Origin of the sequence: Roseospira marina (genome assembly GCF_014197855.1) — a bacterium.
GTDB lineage: Bacteria > Pseudomonadota > Alphaproteobacteria > Rhodospirillales > Rhodospirillaceae > Rhodospira > Rhodospira marina.
Map to the genome: position 1 here is coordinate 18,143 of NZ_JACIGJ010000006.1, position 16,424 is coordinate 34,566.

The 16,424-nt window shown below is 69.5% G+C and carries 18 protein-coding genes, 1 tRNA gene and 1 pseudogene; 8 read left to right on the forward strand and 12 right to left on the reverse strand.

Going from position 1 to position 16,424, the window contains the following annotated elements; genetic code table 11:
- Positions 1-39: 39 nt before the first annotated feature.
- Positions 40-1,074 (forward strand): TAXI family TRAP transporter solute-binding subunit, encoded by a 1,035-nt coding sequence (locus tag GGD82_RS09485; protein ID WP_150061607.1) that lies wholly within the window; start codon positions 40-42, stop codon positions 1,072-1,074.
- 43 nt (positions 1,075-1,117) lie between these two features.
- Here GGD82_RS09485 and GGD82_RS09490 read toward each other — a convergent pair whose 3' ends face one another.
- Positions 1,118-1,726: a GNAT family N-acetyltransferase gene (locus tag GGD82_RS09490; protein WP_150061606.1), complete on the reverse strand. Its 609-nt coding sequence runs from the start codon at positions 1,724-1,726 to the stop codon at positions 1,118-1,120.
- Between the two features lie 127 nt (positions 1,727-1,853).
- On the opposite strand from GGD82_RS09490, the gene GGD82_RS09495 reads away from it, so the two are divergent.
- Positions 1,854-2,669 (forward strand): MT-A70 family methyltransferase, encoded by an 816-nt coding sequence (locus GGD82_RS09495; RefSeq protein ID WP_246163751.1) that lies wholly within the window; start codon positions 1,854-1,856, stop codon positions 2,667-2,669.
- Between the two features lie 43 nt (positions 2,670-2,712).
- On the opposite strand, the gene GGD82_RS09500 is transcribed toward GGD82_RS09495, so the two are convergent.
- The 3 genes from GGD82_RS09500 to GGD82_RS09510 all read right to left on the reverse strand — a co-directional run bounded on the left by GGD82_RS09500 (position 2,713) and on the right by GGD82_RS09510 (position 5,673).
- A complete protein-coding gene (locus GGD82_RS09500; RefSeq protein ID WP_170284188.1) occupies positions 2,713-3,087 on the reverse strand; it encodes a hypothetical protein in 375 nt (124 codons plus the stop codon).
- A 373-nt stretch (positions 3,088-3,460) separates the two neighbouring features.
- Positions 3,461-4,051 (reverse strand): L,D-transpeptidase family protein, encoded by a 591-nt coding sequence (locus tag GGD82_RS09505; protein ID WP_311731935.1) that lies wholly within the window; start codon positions 4,049-4,051, stop codon positions 3,461-3,463.
- Positions 4,048-5,673 carry a hypothetical protein gene (locus GGD82_RS09510; RefSeq protein WP_184013261.1) on the reverse strand — a complete coding sequence of 542 codons (1,626 nt, stop codon included), beginning with the start codon at positions 5,671-5,673 and terminating at the stop codon, positions 4,048-4,050. The genes GGD82_RS09505 and GGD82_RS09510 overlap by 4 nt, the downstream gene beginning before the upstream one ends.
- 253 nt (positions 5,674-5,926) lie before the next feature.
- On the opposite strand from GGD82_RS09510, the gene GGD82_RS09515 reads away from it, so the two are divergent.
- Positions 5,927-6,601 (forward strand): LolA family protein, encoded by a 675-nt coding sequence (locus GGD82_RS09515; RefSeq protein ID WP_150061602.1) that lies wholly within the window; start codon positions 5,927-5,929, stop codon positions 6,599-6,601.
- Positions 6,602-6,688: 87 nt separating this feature from the next.
- Here GGD82_RS09515 and GGD82_RS09520 read toward each other — a convergent pair whose 3' ends face one another.
- Both GGD82_RS09520 and GGD82_RS09525 read right to left on the reverse strand, forming a co-directional pair.
- Positions 6,689-8,011 (reverse strand): type I glutamate--ammonia ligase, encoded by a 1,323-nt coding sequence (locus GGD82_RS09520; protein ID WP_150061601.1) that lies wholly within the window; start codon positions 8,009-8,011, stop codon positions 6,689-6,691.
- Positions 8,012-8,013: 2 nt separating this feature from the next.
- Positions 8,014-8,928 carry a MurR/RpiR family transcriptional regulator gene (locus GGD82_RS09525; protein ID WP_150061600.1) on the reverse strand — a complete coding sequence of 305 codons (915 nt, stop codon included), beginning with the start codon at positions 8,926-8,928 and terminating at the stop codon, positions 8,014-8,016.
- Positions 8,929-9,134: 206 nt separating this feature from the next.
- Between GGD82_RS09525 and GGD82_RS09530 the strand changes: the two genes are divergently transcribed.
- A complete protein-coding gene (locus GGD82_RS09530) occupies positions 9,135-10,301 on the forward strand; it encodes an ABC transporter substrate-binding protein (protein WP_150061599.1) in 1,167 nt (388 codons plus the stop codon).
- 127 nt (positions 10,302-10,428) lie between these two features.
- Here GGD82_RS09530 and GGD82_RS09535 read toward each other — a convergent pair whose 3' ends face one another.
- Entirely contained in the window at positions 10,429-10,857 is a 429-nt protein-coding gene (locus GGD82_RS09535; RefSeq protein ID WP_150061598.1) for a FeoA family protein, read from the reverse strand.
- A 242-nt stretch (positions 10,858-11,099) separates the two neighbouring features.
- Here GGD82_RS09535 and GGD82_RS09540 point away from each other — a divergent pair, with 242 nt between their 5' ends.
- From GGD82_RS09540 to GGD82_RS21570, 4 genes are all read left to right on the forward strand, one after another.
- Positions 11,100-12,023 (forward strand): LysR substrate-binding domain-containing protein, encoded by a 924-nt coding sequence (locus GGD82_RS09540; protein WP_150061597.1) that lies wholly within the window; start codon positions 11,100-11,102, stop codon positions 12,021-12,023.
- A gap of 164 nt (positions 12,024-12,187) precedes the next feature.
- A tRNA-Ser gene (locus GGD82_RS09545) sits at positions 12,188-12,277 on the forward strand.
- A 202-nt stretch (positions 12,278-12,479) separates the two neighbouring features.
- Positions 12,480-12,644 carry an integrase arm-type DNA-binding domain-containing protein gene (locus GGD82_RS21565; protein ID WP_375782122.1) on the forward strand — a complete coding sequence of 55 codons (165 nt, stop codon included), beginning with the start codon at positions 12,480-12,482 and terminating at the stop codon, positions 12,642-12,644.
- A 105-nt stretch (positions 12,645-12,749) separates the two neighbouring features.
- Positions 12,750-13,157: a phage integrase central domain-containing protein gene (locus GGD82_RS21570; protein ID WP_375782124.1), complete on the forward strand. Its 408-nt coding sequence runs from the start codon at positions 12,750-12,752 to the stop codon at positions 13,155-13,157.
- Positions 13,158-13,496: 339 nt separating this feature from the next.
- Here the strand turns inward: GGD82_RS21570 and GGD82_RS09550 are convergent, their stop codons facing one another.
- The 5 genes and pseudogenes from GGD82_RS09550 to GGD82_RS09570 form a co-directional block, all read right to left on the reverse strand.
- On the reverse strand, positions 13,497-14,057 hold the full coding sequence (locus tag GGD82_RS09550) for a F0F1 ATP synthase subunit B family protein (protein ID WP_150061596.1): 561 nt from the start codon (positions 14,055-14,057) through the stop codon (positions 13,497-13,499).
- Entirely contained in the window at positions 14,057-14,548 is a 492-nt protein-coding gene (locus tag GGD82_RS09555) for a F0F1 ATP synthase subunit B family protein (RefSeq protein WP_150061595.1), read from the reverse strand. The genes GGD82_RS09550 and GGD82_RS09555 overlap by 1 nt, the downstream gene beginning before the upstream one ends.
- Before the next feature lie 196 nt (positions 14,549-14,744).
- The gene (locus GGD82_RS09560) at positions 14,745-14,969 is read right to left on the reverse strand and encodes an ATP synthase subunit C family protein (RefSeq protein ID WP_150061594.1); all 225 of its coding nucleotides are present in this window, start codon (positions 14,967-14,969) and stop codon (positions 14,745-14,747) included.
- Between the two features lie 116 nt (positions 14,970-15,085).
- Positions 15,086-15,811, reverse strand: coding sequence for a F0F1 ATP synthase subunit A (locus tag GGD82_RS09565; RefSeq protein WP_150061593.1), 726 nt, complete (start codon positions 15,809-15,811; stop codon positions 15,086-15,088).
- 184 nt (positions 15,812-15,995) lie between these two features.
- Positions 15,996-16,379, reverse strand: a pseudogene (locus tag GGD82_RS09570) (AtpZ/AtpI family protein); the annotation flags it as partial.
- Positions 16,380-16,424: the final 45 nt, after the last annotated feature.

A 16,424-nucleotide genomic window follows, 5' to 3' on the forward strand; every position in this document is an offset into this window, starting at 1 on the left:
CAGACAACCGCACGACCGACTTACGGGGAGGATGTACGCATGCCCAGCACGTTCGGGACCCGCTTGACCGCTCTTGGCGCAGCCGCCCTTCTGGCCGCCGGCCTTGGGACGGGCGCGGCCACCACCCAGGCGCAGGAGACCACCAGCTACACCCTGGCGACCGCCACAACGGGCGGCACCTACTATCCGGTGGGCGTGGCCCTCGCCACGCTGACCAAGGTCAAGCTGGAACCGAAAACCGGGGTGTCCATGTCGGCGATCACCTCCGCGGGCTCGGGCGAGAACGTCAAGCTGCTGCGCGAGGATCAGGCCCAGTTCGCCATTCTCCAGGGTCTCTATGGCAAGTGGGCCTGGAACGGCACGGGCGCGATGGAGAGCGAAGGCCCGCAGGAGTGGCTGCGCTCCGTCACCATGCTGTGGCAGAACGTCGAGCACTTCGGCATCCGCAGCGGCATGGCCTCGACCGGCACCGTCGCCGACCTCGCCAACCTGAAGGGGCGTGGCTTCTCCATCGGCAAGAAGAACTCGGGCACCGAGGGATCGGGCCGGGAGATCCTGACCAACCTGGGCTATGACGTGGACGATCTGTTCGACGTCGCCTATCTGGGCTACGGCCCCAGCGCCGAGGCCTTCGTCAACGGCACCATAGACGGCTTCAACATCCCCGCCGGGCCGCCGGTCGGCGCCATCACCCAGGCCTTCGCGGGCGCGGGCGACGACCTGACCATCCTGGACTTCACCGACGAGGACATAGCCAAGGCAAACGGCGAGGGCGAGTTGTGGACGCGCTTCGTGATCCCGGCCGGCACCTATCCGGGTCAGGGCAAGGACATCAACACCATCGCCCAGCCGAACATTCTGGCGGTGCATCAGGACGTGGACGAGGAGTCCGTCTACCAGATCACCAAAGCGATCTATGAGAACCTGCCGTTCCTGAACAACATTCACCCAGCGACCAAGGCCATGGCGCTGGACAAGGCCATTGCCGGCCTGCCCGCGCCGCTGCACCCGGGCGCCGCCCGCTACTTCGAGGAGCAGGGCGTGACCATCCCGGACCAGCTCAAGCCGGAGTGATCCACGCGCCAGGAGGCGGGTCGTGGGGTTCGCGGCCCGCCCTTCAGCGTCCCTGTCTGTGATCCAGCCGGCGCGCCCAGAAGGCCATGGGCTTCGGGCTTTCCGCCGTCTCGTCGAGATCCCGCCACGAGAACGTGCAGCGCGCCCCCGGCAGCGGCGCATAGCCCCGGTGGCACCAGAACGCATCCAGCGGCACATAGTCGGCCGGCCGGCGCGGATGGTCCGCCGGACGCTGCACCGCGCAGAACACCGCATGGGTCATCCCGCCCAGGGCACGGGCGTGCGACTCCCGCGCCTCGAAGAATCCGACCCCGATGCCCCGGCCGCGCCACGCCGGCATCAGCACCGACTCCCCGAAATAGAACGTCGTCGCGACGTCGAGCCCCCCCGCCGTGACCGCCTCCCGCACCTCCGGCGGTTCGGCGACCAACGGCACACCCGTGGCCGCACCCACGACCGTGTCGCCGTCCAGCGCCGCGACCAGCACGCCGCCGTGGGCGTCCGCATACGTGCGCAGATAGCGCCGCTCGTAAGCCTCATCGCCGTCGTACAGATAGGGAAAGGCGCGGAACACCGCGATCCGCAGCCGCGCAAGGGCATCCAGGTGGGCGTCGAGATCGGCGCCGGTCAGCGCGCGCAGAGTGATGGGCATGGGCACGGGTCTCGGGATGGATGTGAACAGAGCGACGGGCCGGCGTCGCGCGCACGGCTCCCGGGATGCTACAGTGCCAGGGTGCCCGTGTCAGGGTGCCCTCGCCCACCCCGCTCCAGGATGGTCCGTGACCCAGCCCCAGGCCCCGTCATCGTCTTCGTCTTCACCGCCAGGATCGCGCTCGTCGGCGCCCGTCGCCGCCCCGCCGGATCCCGCCGCCGAACTGCGCGCCCTGGCCGAGCAAGGGCGGTTCGCCACCCTGCTGGCCGATCCACCGTGGCGGTTCACCAACCGCACCGGCAAGATGGCGCCGGAGCATCGGCGATTGACCCGCTATGGCACGCTCGACACGCCCGCGATCGCCGCCCTGCCGGTGGCGGATCTGACGGTCGAGCCCGCACACTGCTACCTTTGGGTGCCGAACGCGCTGTTGCCGGATGGTCTGGCCGTGCTGGCCGCCTGGGGCTTCACGTACAAGACCAACCTGATCTGGCACAAGGTCCGCCGCGACGGCGGCAGTGACGGGCGCGGCGTCGGGTTCTACTTCCGCAATGTGACGGAGATGGTGCTGTTCGGCGTGCGCGGCCGCCATGCCCGCACGCTCGCGCCCGCCCGGCGGCAGGTCAACCTGTTCGCCAGCCTGAAGCAGGAGCACTCCCGCAAGCCGGACGCCCTGTATGAGCTGATCGAGGCCTGCTCACCCGGCCCGCGGCTGGAGCTGTTCGCGCGCGGCGTGCGCCCCGGGTGGGTCAGTTGGGGCAACCAGGCGCACGACGCCTACCGCCCCGACTGGGCCACCTACGCGAATCACAGCGGGGCCGCCCCCAGTGACGCCTCCCAGAAGGGGGCGCCCCAGAAGGCCCCCCCCCATAATGGAGCCAACGCGAGCGAAGGACCGGGGACGGCGCTCACACACGACAACGCCGTCCGCCCGGATCCCTGACCCGGACGGGGATGGCGTCGCGTCGCCCGTGAACGGTTTGAGATTAACGAGTTTTCTGGCCCGCGTAGCAGCCGTCGCGCGCGCAGACCTTAAGCTGCCCCGGTCGGTTGATCCAGAGGGCCGTCACATTATCGAGCTGGCGATGGTCCATCGGAAGGACCCGGGCGGCGTGGGAATCGTTGCGCCAGATCCAGGCGTTGCAGATATTGCGCACGGCAATCGGCTTGCAGGCTTCCTGTCCCGCCGCGATGAACGCCGCGTCGGTTTTCGCATCGGGGCAGACCACCAGGGCAATGGTGCCGTACACGCCGACCACGTTGCACGTGTCGGTTTCCGGCGTGGCTTGGGCGGGCGCGGACATCGCAAGCCCAGTTGTCATCAGACCGGCCAAAAGGACTACCCACTTCAGATTTCGCATCGCTTGCCACCTGTCGTCGTTACGCGGTCTGCCCCGGCACGTCCGCCGGTCCACCCGGACCCTGCCAACCCAATCACGCGAGCCAGGGCACGCAAGCCAGGGCACGCGGACCCAAGCACGCGGGTGACGCCCGCCGAACGGTGGCGGAAGAGCCACCCTGGGGCGCACGGGCCGGGGTTCAGACGCGCGAGATGCGGGCACCCTGCTTTTTTGTGACGCGCGCGTCAACCACCTCGATGGTCTAGGGTAGGGATAGGGTGAAGGCTAGGGTGATGCCGGGCCGATGGGCCCGGCTATCAGCCGGCGCGGCCCATGGTTCCGGTGCCGCGGCCATGGGATCCCGCGCGACGTGACACCGACCGCTCCGCCGGTGTCACGCCGACTCGACACGGACGCGCAACAGCACGGGTGCGGGAGGCAACGCCGCCAGAATCGCCAGCAGATCGGCCCGAGGCAGGGCGATACAGCCGGCGGTCGGATGCAGGCCATGGCGGCCGGCGGAATCGGCGCGGGCGCAATGCAGGAAAATGGCGCTGCCCTGGCCGGGGACCGGCGGGGCGTCGTTGTGCCCGAGCACGACCACGACGTCGTAAAGCGGATCGTCCCGCCACAGCGTCTCGTGCCCGGCGGGGTGCGGCAAGGTCACGAGCCGGTTGTAGTCCGCGTGCCCGGGGTCGTCACACCAGGCCATCGTCGGCGTGAGAGGGGCGACCGAAAGTCCGGACCGGCCCACATCCGGCGATGCCGGCACGCGGTCGGCCCGGTGGAACACGCGCCGCAGCGGCCATGTGCCCAAGGGCGTCGCGCCATCGCCCTCCCGCTTCGCGGCAGTCACCCCGGCGCGACCGAGCGCACAGGGCCAGCGCCGCCCGTCCGGCCCGCGCAGCCAGCCGTTCGCGCCCACGTCAAGCGCGACGGCCGACGGATCGCCCGCCACGCCGACGGTCAGACTGTCGGGCGTCACGACGTCGGCGTCTCGGCGTCGCGCAGCGCGTCATAGCGGCGCATGGCGTCCATCACCCGGTCGGAGAACCAGGGCTGCATGGCCACGGGCGCGCTCGCCTCGATCGCGCGGGTGGGGGCCGCGCGAGTGTGGGCCGCGCGGTCGGGTGTCGTGGACGCAGACGCCGTGTCGGTCAGAGGCATGGCGCGGAAGTCGAGGTCTCCGGCACCGTGAACCGGCGGCGTCACGGCCTGCGCGGCCTCCTGGGCGACCCGTTCCCCCTGGCGCGCCGCGACGGTCGCAAGCGTTTCGCCACGCTCCATCAGCCCGGCCATGGTCGCCGCATCGGGCAACACACCGGCCAGGGCCCGGCCACCGCCCGCGCCGACCGTTCCGTGGGACCGCTCCGCACTCGCGCGGGTCCGGGCGGTCTCCACCTGCCGGTTGGGCCGCGCGCGGTAGTCGGCCAGCGTCATCCCGGTCGGCCGGTTGTCGGGGGTGGTGGACCCGCTGGCCGGACCGGCCGGAACCTGCGCCAGAGCCTCCGCCTGGGATTGGCCCTGACTTTGGGCGGCCTGCGCGGCGGCGAGGGCCTGGGCCTGGGCTTGCGCTTGGGCGAGACGAAGGCGCTGCGCCTCCCGTCCCCGGCGGATGGACTCCGGCATGGCCGGTTCGGAGGATTGGCGGCCGCTGTCCCGGTCGGACGCGCCACCGGAAAAGTTCTGATTCGGGGTCTGGGTCATGTCCTCGCTCTGTGTGTCCGGGCTGCTCGGCGCGGCGGCCGGAATCGCGGATCGGCCGGCGCCATCCGCCGCCGCGAGCGCGACCGAGCCGGCCGCCGTCCGCCCAGCCGGGTCGCCACCGCCGCGCGGCGCGCCCCCGTTCTGGGACACGAACGCAGCCAGGGCAGCGGACTGGGCGCTGTTCAGGGTCAGTATATCGCCCGTCGACCCGGCCGGCGCATCGGCGCGACCCGCGAGCCCCGACGCGAAGGCGTCGGCCAGCAGTTGCCCGCCGAGCGGCGCCCCGGCACCGGATGGGGTACCGGCAAGGGCCACGGTCCCGGTTGGGGGCGGCGACGCGGCGGCAAGCATGGCCGCCGACGATGGGGCCGAAGAGCGCGCGAACACGCTGGTATGGGCGCCGTCGCGGTCCAGCGAGGAAATGAACGGGCCGCGTGCCGCTCCGGATCCGGCGGAGGCCAGTTGCGTCGCGTCCGCCTCCCCCGTCAACAGGGTGCCGCCGAGCGGCGCGGACGCTACGTTGGCGTCGCCTCCGGCCACGGCCGGATCGTCCCCGAAGAGGGACCCCACCGCCCCCATGGCGATCTGCGTGGCGTCGCCGCCGGCCGTCTCGCTCAGCGCCATGCTGACGACACCGACCCCGGCGCCGATCGGGCCGCCGAACAGGGCCCCCCCGGCGACCTGGGCGAACCCGGTGATGGTATCGCCCGTCAGCTCGCGATAGATCGACCCGACCAGCGGAATGTGCTGGAGCGGGTTGAAGATGTCGAGGACGTCCCAGAAGCTGAAACTGTTCACGACATCGTCGAAGCTGTAGTACGGCTGCCCCTCGTACACGGGACGAGGCGCCACGCGCGAACCCGGAGCCACTGTATCGGATGCGACGGCATCAACGGCCATAGGGCGATCCTCCTTGCGCAGGCTCAGGCAACCGCCGTGCCAACGCGGAACGCCCCGGCCCCAAAGGGGTGCGGGACGCGCCATTCCCGTCCCACGACAGGATTCGGGCAGAAAAGGGGCCATTCGATGGCGGAGCCTCGGCAGAAGTTGCCGGGCGCTCCGCCCCTTTTTCACGCCATAATCCGGCGCTAGGGTTGCGCCCCTGTCCGGATAAGACCGGTTGCCGCCCCCGTTTATCCCGTGAGGAGCCGCCATGTCCCGCCCGACCCGCCGCGCCTGCCTGTCCGCCGCCGCCACCCTGGTCGCCGGTCTCGCGGTCGCGGGCGGCCCGTTCGTCCCCGCCGCCCAGGCCCAGAGCAGCCGGGCCCAGCCCTACCTGATGACCACGCAGGAGGCCGTCCGCCTGAAGCAGGCGGCCGCGTATCTGAACACCGTCCAGTCGATGCGCGCGCGCTTCGCCCAGACCTCGTCGCGCGGCAACTACGTCGAGGGGACGGTCTACATGCGGCGCCCGGGCCGGCTGCGCATCGAATACGATCCGCCGGCGCAGATCCTGGTCGTCGCCAACGGCTCCTACGTCATCTACGAGGACGGGGAACTGGAACAGGTCAACTACATCGGCCTGGGCGACACGCCGCTCGGCATCCTGTTGCGCGAGGAGGTCGAGTTCACGGACCCGGACATCACCGTGACCGGCATGCGCCACGGCGGCGGTCTGCTTGAGATCGATCTGGTCGAGACCGAGGATCCGGGTCAGGGCGTGCTGACGCTGGTGTTCGCCGACAGCCCGATGGAACTGCGCCAATGGCGGGTGCGGGATGCCCAGAACATCGAGGTGACGGTGACCCTGTTCGCGCCCCGATTCGGGGTGGACCTGGACTCTGACCTGTTCAAATATCAGGAAAAGGCCGGCTTCCAACGGCAATAGGCAGCACGCGGCGGATCGCGGGTGGCGCGCGCCACCCGCCCGACCACGGCCGTCAGCCGAGCTTTTCCGGTCAGCCCGCCTTGCCGGTCAGTACGCCGCCGCGTACCGGTCGCAGATCGCCTCCTTCGACAGACCGTCCATGAGCCCGATCTCGGTCCGCTTGTGGATCTCGAACGCGGTCAGCAGATCATCGCCGAACGCCGCATGCGCCCAGGTGCTGTCCATCAGCCGGGACAGCGCCGCGTCGAGGCTTTGCGGCAGCCGCTCCACACCAAGATAGGACAGCGCGGCGGTGTCCAGCTCCGCCAGATCGCGGTCCGTCACCGCCGGCGCCGACAGGCCGTCGTCCAGGCCCGACAGGCCGGCGTTCAGCAGCGCCGCCAGCACCAGATAGGGACTCGCGGCCCCGTCGGCGGCGCGAAACTCGAAGTGGAACTTGCGCGCCATGTCCACCGCGTCGGTGGCGCCGAACACCGGGCAGATGCGCACCCCGGCCTCGCGGTCCTGGCTGCCGAGATTGTTGAACGCGGCGCTCCAACGGTGCGGCGTCAGCCGGTAGTACGACGGCACCGACGCGGCGGTCAGCGCCAGATAATCCGGCATGTGCTTCAGCAGGCCGGCGACGAACGCGCCCGCCGTCGCGGACATGGCATTGGGCCGCGCCGGATCGTAGGACACCGGCTGGCCGTCCGCATCCAACAGGCTGAAGTGGATGTGCACACCATTGCCGACGCTGGCCGGATCCAGGATGGGCGCGAAGCTGGCCCGCGCGCCCAGGCCGCGCGCGGTGGCGCGCACCAGCTCGCGCAGGATCACGGCCTCATCGGCGGCGCGCAGCGCAGGCTTCGGCCCGACCGTGACCTCGCACTGCCCGGGCCCGTACTCCGGCATGAAGGTGTCAATGGACAGACCGGCCGCGTCGAGCACCGCCATCACCCGGTTGCCGAACGGACCGAGCCGGCGGTACGCCCGCAGGCCATAGCCCAGGCCGGGCTGGGCCTCCGTCCCGAAGTAGTGGAACTCGTGCTCGAACGTGGCCTGGATGGTCAGGCCGTGGCGCTCCCACAAGCGGTCGGCGGCGGCGGCCAACTGCCCGCGCAGGCAACAGGACCACGGCGTCCCGTCGAGCTGGCAGACGGTGCCCAGCACGAACGACTCGTCCACGCCGAACGCCGGCAGATCGAGGTCCACCTGCGTCCGCCAGTCGGGCCGGATGTACAGATCGCCGAACGCCCCCCAGGGCGACGGGGCGATGGGGCCGAACGCCGTGATGAACACATTGGTCGGCGTCCAGCCGACGCCGGTGTCGCGGCGCGCGTCCATGGCCGAGCGGGGCATCGCCTTGCCGCGCACCTGACCGGCAATGTCGTTGGTGCACACCATGATGAGGTCGGTCTCGGCACGCGCCATGCTTACTCCTCCTGCTTGCCGGTACCCGGCCAGGCCCGGCGAAGATCGGTTTCGATGCAGTCCATCGCCTCGCACTCCGCGAGGCGGGCTTTCAGCGCCGGCCCGAGGCGCTCCGCCAGGGCGCCGACCAGCGCCTCGACGAACACGAGCGGCACCGCGTAGCTGTCCATCAGAGACGGCGAGGCCGTCGGCAGCCGGAACAGATGCTCCGCCCCGAAGTCGCCGGGCTCCGCCCAGGGGTCGGACAGCGCCACCACGCTGGCCCCCCGCTCGGCGGCGAGGCGGCAGAACCGCTGCACGGTGCGCTGGTAACGGCGGATATCGGCCACGATCACCACGGAGCGGGCGTCGACCTCCAGCAGATAGCGCGACCAGACGTCCGGCTGCCCGCTGACCATCTGCACGCCGTCGCGCAAAACGCCCAGGTAGTCCACCAGAAGCCCGATGATGTGGTGCGAGTAGCGCCCGCCGATGCAGTAGATGCGGCGCTTCGGATCAGCCAGCGTCTCCACGACCTGGCGGAAATCGGCGTCCACCACGCCGTCGAAGCTGCGGGTCAGGTTGCCGGCGGAGCGCTCCAGCATGCGCTGCAGGAAAGGAGACGCCTTATCCTCGGTCGCCTGGAACGCAGACAGGCGGTCGGACGGCGAGTGCAGCAAGCGGTTCAGATCGCCTTTGATGGCCTCCTGAAACTCGCCGTAGCCCTCCAGGCCCAGGCGCTGCACCAGGCGCAGCACGGTTGCCGTGCTGACGCCGGAGCGGTCGGCGAGGCTGGCCACGGTGGTCAGGGCTGAAATCGGGTAGTCGCGCAGAATCTCCCGGGCGACATCCTTTTCCCGCCGTCCCAGGGTTTCGAACATCTGCTGAAGCCGCGTGGCCACGCTGTCCAGGCCGTCGGCGCGAGGGTCGGGTCGCACGATCCTTTGATCCTCCACAGAACACACTATTCATACATTTCAAGATGGCCAAGGCCAGCATGAAAAATATAATTGACATCGGTCGGTAGTCACCTATGCTTGCGTTTCAACCTTTTGCTCATGCGGCGACCGTGAGGCCGGCACGGTTTCGGTTCCCCAGGTCGTGCCGTTTCCGTCGCCGTTTCCGCTCAACGGAGGTCCCGCGCATGAACCCCTTCTCCGTCTTCAAGACCGCCCTCGCGACGACGGCCCTAGCCGGGGCCCTCACCGGCACCGTCCTTGCGGGCCCGGCGCTGGCCGAAGACCCGATCAAGATTGGCGCGCTCTACAACGTCACCGGCGGCATGTCCTCTCTGGACGGCCCGTCGCTGAAGGGCGCCGAACTCGCGGCCAAGCAGGTCAATGAGGCGGGGGGCGTGCTGGGCCGCGAGATCGAGCTGATCGCTATCGATACCCGCACCGACCAGCAGGAAACGGCCAAGGCGGCGCAACGCGCCCTATCCGAGGGCGTCGTGGCCGGCATCGGCCAGTCCGACACCACCTTCGTGATGGCGGCCGCGCCGCTGTTCCAGGAGGAAGGCGTGCCGTTCGTGACCTCCGGCGCCACCCATCCCGAACTGCCGCAATGGGTCGGCGACTACTTTTTCATGACGCCGTTCGGCGATGACGACCAGTCCTACGCCATCGCCGACTATGTCGTCGATACCTTGGACGCCAAAACAGCCGTGGTCTGGACCGACCAGTCCATGGACTTCACCAAGGCGCTCAGCACGTTCTTTATCGAACGCCTGAAGGCGCGCGGCGGAACGGTCCTCGCCGAGGACTCGTTCATGATGGGCGACACCGATTTCTCCGCCCAGATCGCGCGTCTGAAAGCGGTGGATCCGGCCCCGGATGTGGTGTTTGTCTCCGCTATCCCCACCGAGGCGGGGCTGTCCGTCAAACAGATCCGCGAAGCCGGCCTGACACTTCCCGTCGTCTCCGGGGACGGCTTCGACACCGATCTGGTTGCCACCACCCCGGGGCCGGAGCTGGCCAACGATGTGTATTTCTCGACCCACACCTACCGCGGCGACGACCGGCCGGAGGTCACCGCGTTCATCGAAGCGTACAAGGATGAATACGGCATCGAACCGGAGAACGCGTTCGCACCGCTGGGCTATGACGCCCTGATGCTGGTGGTCGAGGCGATCAAGCGCGCGGGCGTGGCCGAACCCGACGCCATTCGCGACGAGTTGGCGAAGACCATGGGGCACAAGGGGGTGACGGGCGAAATCTCCTACACCCGTGACTCGATGGTGCCGCCGAAGCCGATTTCGGTCATTTCGGTGCAGGGTGGCGAATTCAACGTGGAGACGATCTGGCGGCCGTAAGACGGCGCGGAACCAACCGGACCCCACACAGGCGAAGGCCCCGGAGTGTCCCTCCGGGGCCTTTGTCGTCGCAAGGATCCCTCTGGCGCCAAGGATCAGACGCTATGGATCAATCAGGCGCTATGGATCAGGCGGGGACCACCTCGACACGGGAGGCCTCGGCGCGGCGCAGCGTGATAAAGGTTTCGTCGGCCCGCACCTGAATCGGATCCCCTAGCGGCGCGCGGCGCACCACGGTCACGGACATGTTCGGCACGAGGCCCAGGTCCATCAGCCGCTGACGGATGGCGCCCCGCCCGTGCAGGGCAACGATCTGGCAGTCCCCGCCCGGCGCGATATCGCCCAGCGACGCGCCCGCGAAATGGGGTCCCGGCCCCCGGCCGCGCCCCGCACCCAGGCCATGACCATGCCCCCCGGCGCGCGGACCGAACCCGCCGCGCAGACGGTCCCGCCACCCCCATCCCCGCCGGGCACGGCGCCCCGTCTCGCCGGGGGTTACAGGGCCGGACCATGAGTCCTCGGAGGGAGCCGGGGTGTCGTCGGGTCGATCGGTCATCGAACACCTATTTCGGAAGGATGGGCCGGGCTCACGATGCGCGCATCCCGGCACACGACGTATGGACTGTGGAGCACTGTAATTGCGACCCATTCGCACGTCCAGAAAAATCGCTGCGCCTCCCTCACGCCCGCCACACCCGCGCCCGATGACAACCCGGGGGGCCGTCGCGTATCCTTCCCCTTCCGATCGCCCATCCCCGCCGGGACCGCCGTGTCCCCTCCGGCCGCGAGTCGACACCGATGCGCGCGTTGCCCACGCCCCGCCAACTCCTGTATCTCGTGACCGTGGCCGAAACGCTGCACTTCGGGCGCGCGGCCGAGCGGTGCCACGTGACCCAATCCACCCTGTCGGCCGGCCTGCGCGAGTTGGAGACCCTGCTGGGCGTCACCCTGGTCGAACGCCAGACCCGCCGACGCGTCATCCTGACCCCAGTCGGGCAGGAGGTGGTGGCCCGGGCCCAGCGCCTGCTCGCGGACGCCGAAGCCCTCGTGGACACGGCCGCCGCCCGCGCCGCGCCCTTAAGCGGCCTGCTGCGGCTCGGTGTCATTCCCACCATCGGCCCTTACCTCCTGCCGGGCGTGCTGCCGGGCCTGCGCCGGACCTATCCGGACCTGAGGCTGTACCTCCGCGAGGACCTGACCGACGCCCTGCTGTCCGCGCTCGCGGCCGGCGTACTCGATGTCGCGCTGGTGGCCATGCCGTTCGACCTCCGCGGCATGGTGTCCGTCCCGATCGGCGCCGAGGATATCGTGGTGGCCCTGCCCGCCGACCACGCCCTGGCGGCGCAAAAAACCCTGCGCGAGGCGGACCTGACCGACCAGCCCCTGCTGATGCTGGAAGACGGGCATTGCCTGCGCGACCACGCCCTGACCGCCTGCCACATGTCGCGCGCCCGCGCCAACGAGGCCTTTCAGGCCACCAGCCTGACCATGCTGACCCAGATGGTGGCCGCCGGCCTGGGGCTCACCCTGTTGCCGCGCATGGCGGTGGACCGGGAAATCACGCCCGGTGGCGGCGTCGTAACCCGTGACCTGACTGGCGCCGGCACCGCACGCACACTGGTCCTCGCCTGGCGACCGGGCGCGGCGCGGGACGCGGACTACCGCCTGCTCGCCGATGCGCTGCGGGCCAGCCTGGACGGAACGCCAGCACCAGCGTGTTGACACCGGCCGGCCCACCGTCCACATCGGTGGCATCGGAGTCAGCCACATCCCGCACGGATGCCAAACGATGCATGGCGGTCGTTGACGCCCGGTGCCCCGGGCGTGTAAAAGGCCCGTCATCAAAGCCGGTCGCCCCGTCGAAGGCGGAACACCGGTCGCCCTGCGGAGGGCGGGCAGGACGGTAATGCAGCGGATTGCTAATCCGTACACCTGGGAAACTGGGTGACAGGGTTCGACTCCCTGGCCCTCCGCCAATCATGCGGCGCCTCGCACTCCGGGGCGCCGCATTTTCTTTGAGAATCCGCCAAAAACTGACGTTTGCACCGTCGCACACTGTTGCCGCTGATGCCCCCAATCGCGCGTCCTTGGATGGGCTGATGGATGGGCTAGCGCCGCCAGTTGGCGCGCCGGAGCAGAGCCGCTATCCTAGCCCATCCACCAAGGCGGAGCGTGGCTGTGGCAGCGCGACTCAGCGCGCGTCGCGTGGCGACGTTATCCGAGCCGGGGCTGTATGCCGACGGCGACGGGCTTTATCTCAAGATTGGAGCATTCGGGGTCGGACGCTGGATTTTTCGCTACCGTCTCGGTGGACGCCGCCGGGACATGGGCCGCGGGCGATAGTCCGACGTGGGGCGGACGGATGCCAGACCCCTGGCGACCGCGGTGCGTGCCCAGGGGCACGCCCGTGCCGATCCGGTCAACGCCCGTGACCATGCCAAGACCACGATGGTGGAGCCCCCTCCGGCTTGCCAGCCCGACGGTGGCCGATGCCACGGAGGCCGGGCGGGAAGCCCGCTGGCCCCCTGGTTTTCCCGCACGTCCGCGCACGCGTGGGACTCGACCCGATCCACCTATGTTTTGCCTACCCTCGGCACGCGGCCGGCGGGCTCCATTACGACCGAGGACGTTCTGGCCGTTCTTGCCCCGGTCTGGCGCACCCATCCGGAGACCGCATCGCGTTTGCGCGCGCGGATCGAGACCGTGCTGGACTATGCCAGGGTTCGCGGGTGGGCAAGCGGTGGCAGTCCGGCCCGCTGGAGCGGACACCTTGAACATCTCTTGCCGCATCCGCGCGATCTGGCGCCGGGCCAGCATCATCGCGCCGTCCCACGGCGGGAGGCGCCCATCGCATGACCGGCGTTTCGCGCGGCGGACGGTCTGGACGCGCGGGGCTTGGAATTGCTCGGGCTGATACCGCGTGCTCTGATCGGGCGAGGTGCGTCACGCCCGCTTGGAGGCGCTCGACGGGGCCTCGCCGGTCTGGACACGCCCAGCCAGCCGGATGACGGTGCGGCGCCACCGGATACCAGTGCCGGCCGCCAGCCGTCTGCATCCCGTCGCCGGTCCGGCCGAGCGCCAGACCCCGCCGTTTTTCATCGTACGGCCTCGGGCCGGCGGGTTTGCGCGGCGGGCCCCGGGTCAGTCGCCCGCGAAGCCCGCCACCGGACCGACCCGCGCCGCAGCCGATCCCGCCTAATGCAAGCGACGCGGCAGATCGTCGATGGCGGCATCCACCAGGGTGGCCTGATGGCGCTCGTCCATCCGCTCGGCGATGACACGCTCGGCGGCGGCCACCGCGACATCGACCACATGCGCCCGGACCTCGCGCACCGCCTGGGCCTCGGCCTGGGCGATCCGCTCCTCCGCCTGCCGCTCGCGGCGGGCGATCGCATCTTCGAGATCGTCGGCCGCTTGCTTGCGCATGCGCTCGGTCTCGGATCGGGCGTGTTCGACGATCTCCTTGGCGGTGTTCAGGGCCTCGCGCTGCTTCAGCTCATACTCGGCCAACAGCGCCTGAGCCTCCTCGCGCAGCGTACGGGCCTCGTCCAACTTACCGCGAATGCGCGCGGCGCGCCCGTCGAGGGCGTCCAGAACGCGCGTGCGGGCCTTGACGATGACGAAGGCCACCACGAGCACGAAGGCGACCAGCACCCACGATTCCGCTTCGGCGAAGAACCCGCCCGCATGCTCCGCCCCGTGGGCAGCGGCTTCCGCACCGTGCGCGGCGGTTTCGGCGGCAATGGCTTGGAACATCAGCGGGCCTCCCGCATCACGGCGTCAACGGACTCGCGGGTGGTCCGCTCATCGGGGCCGTCGCCGATAAGCTTCGCGGTGAGGGCGGCGGCGACATCGGTGGCAGCCTCGCGCACGCCGTCCAGGGCCTCGGCCCGAGCGGCGGCGATGCGGGCCTCACCTTCCTCAATGCGACGGCCCAGCGCCTCGGCCACCTCACGGTTGCGCGCCTCGGCGGCGCGGGCCAGCTCTTCGTTGGTTTCACGCAGAAGCGCCTGGGCCTTGCCCCGGGCTTCGGCGAGCGCCGCCTCATAGCTTTCGATGGCGGCGTCGGTGCGCGCCTTCAGGTCGGCGGCCTTGGCCAGGTCCTCGTCGATGGTGCGCTGGCGGCTTTCCATGACGCCGCCCAGGCTGGGCATCACCAGCTTCACCACGAGCTGGTAGAGGACGAAAAACGCCACCACCAGCCAGAAGATCTGGGACGGGAAACTGGACGGATCGAACTGCGGCATCCTGCAGGACTCCGGTCGGTCGGGGGTCCACGGGGTCAGCGGGGAACACATCCCGGAAAAGGGGGCCACGCGGCATCAGGCCATGCGGCGGTGGGGACAGCCGGGGCCCACGCGAGGGCGAGCCCCGGTCCCCGCGTCCGGGATCGGCGGTGGCGGAAGGAACGGACCCCGTTCCACCCGCACACCGGCGCGGGTCCTAGCTGAACAGGACGATCAGCGCCACCACTAGGGCGAACAGCGCAATGGCCTCGGTCACAGCGAAGCCGATCCAGCCGTACAGCTCGACGTTCGCCTTGGCGGCCGGGTTCCGGCCCACGGTGGCGATCAGGTTGGCCCAGATGTTGCCCACACCGATACCGGACCCAATCATGCCGATGGCGGCCAGACCGGCACCAATCATCTTCGCGGCTTCAGCTTCCATGTTCCCAGGTTCCCTTGGTTGACGCGGATCAGGTGTTCACAAAAAAGGAGAAGGAGACGAACGATACCGTCCCCGGACCGGGCCGCGCACGACCCGGTCGTGATCCGAGCAGGTGGTCAGTGCATGTGGATGGCGTCGTTGAGATAGATGCAGGTCAGGATCACGAAGACATAGGCCTGCAAGGCGGCAATAAAGAACTCCAGCACGGTGATTCCGACCACGGCGGCGAGCGGCACGATACCACCCAGCAGGCCCAGCGAAATCACGAAGCCGGCCAGCACCTTCAGCATGATGTGACCGACCGTCATGTTGGCGAACAGTCGGACGGACAGGCTGAAGGGGCGGGACAGGTAGGAGATGATCTCGATCGGGATCAGGATCGGCGCGGTCAAGATCGGCGCCCCGTGCGGGAAAAACATGCGCAGGTACCCGAGACCGTGGCGCATAAAGCCGATGATGGTGACCGCAATGAAAATCGCCACGGCAAGCGCCCCCGTCACCACGATGTGCGAGGTGAAGGTGAAGTTGCCGGGGACCATCCCCAAAAGATTACCGAAAAACACGAACAGGAACAGTGTCAGGATAAGGGGGAAGTACTTCATACCCTCCTTACCGACGTTGTCCCGGACCATGTTGGCGACGAACTCATACATCAACTCGGCGACGCACTGCATCCGCCCCGGCACCAGCGACAGGCGCCGCGTGCCCGCGTAGAACAGCAGGGCCGACACGCCGACGGCGAAGGCCATGGCCAGGGACGAGTTCGTGAAAGACAGATCGATCGGCCCCACATTGATGGGCACAATGGGCTCGATCTGGAACTGCTGGACCGGATTCGCCACGTGTCTGTTTCCCTACCCGTCTTGTCCCAGCCCGGCATCCGCCGGGCGCGTGTCCGTCCTCAGGGGCCGTTTTGACCCGTTTTCGGCGCGGGCCGCCCCCTCAGGAGCCGTTCCGACCGTGTTCGCCCCGACCGTGTTCGGCCTGACCGTGTTCGGCCTGACCGTGTTCGGCCTGACCTTGTTCGGCCTGACCTTGTTCGGCGTCGTGCCGCTTCTTCGCCTCGATGGCGCGGCCGAGCCCAACCCCTTCGTCCAGGCCCTTGACGACCCGGTAGACGTTACTGACCCCGGCGGCGCCGCCGAGAAACAGAAACACAACCATGAACAGCGGCGCCGTCCCGGCCCAGGCGTCGATCATGTACCCGATCCCGCCGCCGACCGCCAGTGTGGCCACCAGCTCGACCCCGATGCGCATGCCGAGCCCAAGGCCCGCACCGCGCCCCGGCCCGGCGTCCGGTTCGCCGGGACCGTCCAATCCGTTGGCCGCCCCGGGCTTTCCGCCGCCGGCGGCACGAATCCGCGCCCCCAGGTCGTCCAGGGCCTCGCGCTGATCGCGGTCGTCGCTCACCGAAACCGCCCCTCGCAAAAAAAACCAACCCTCGCCGCGCCGATC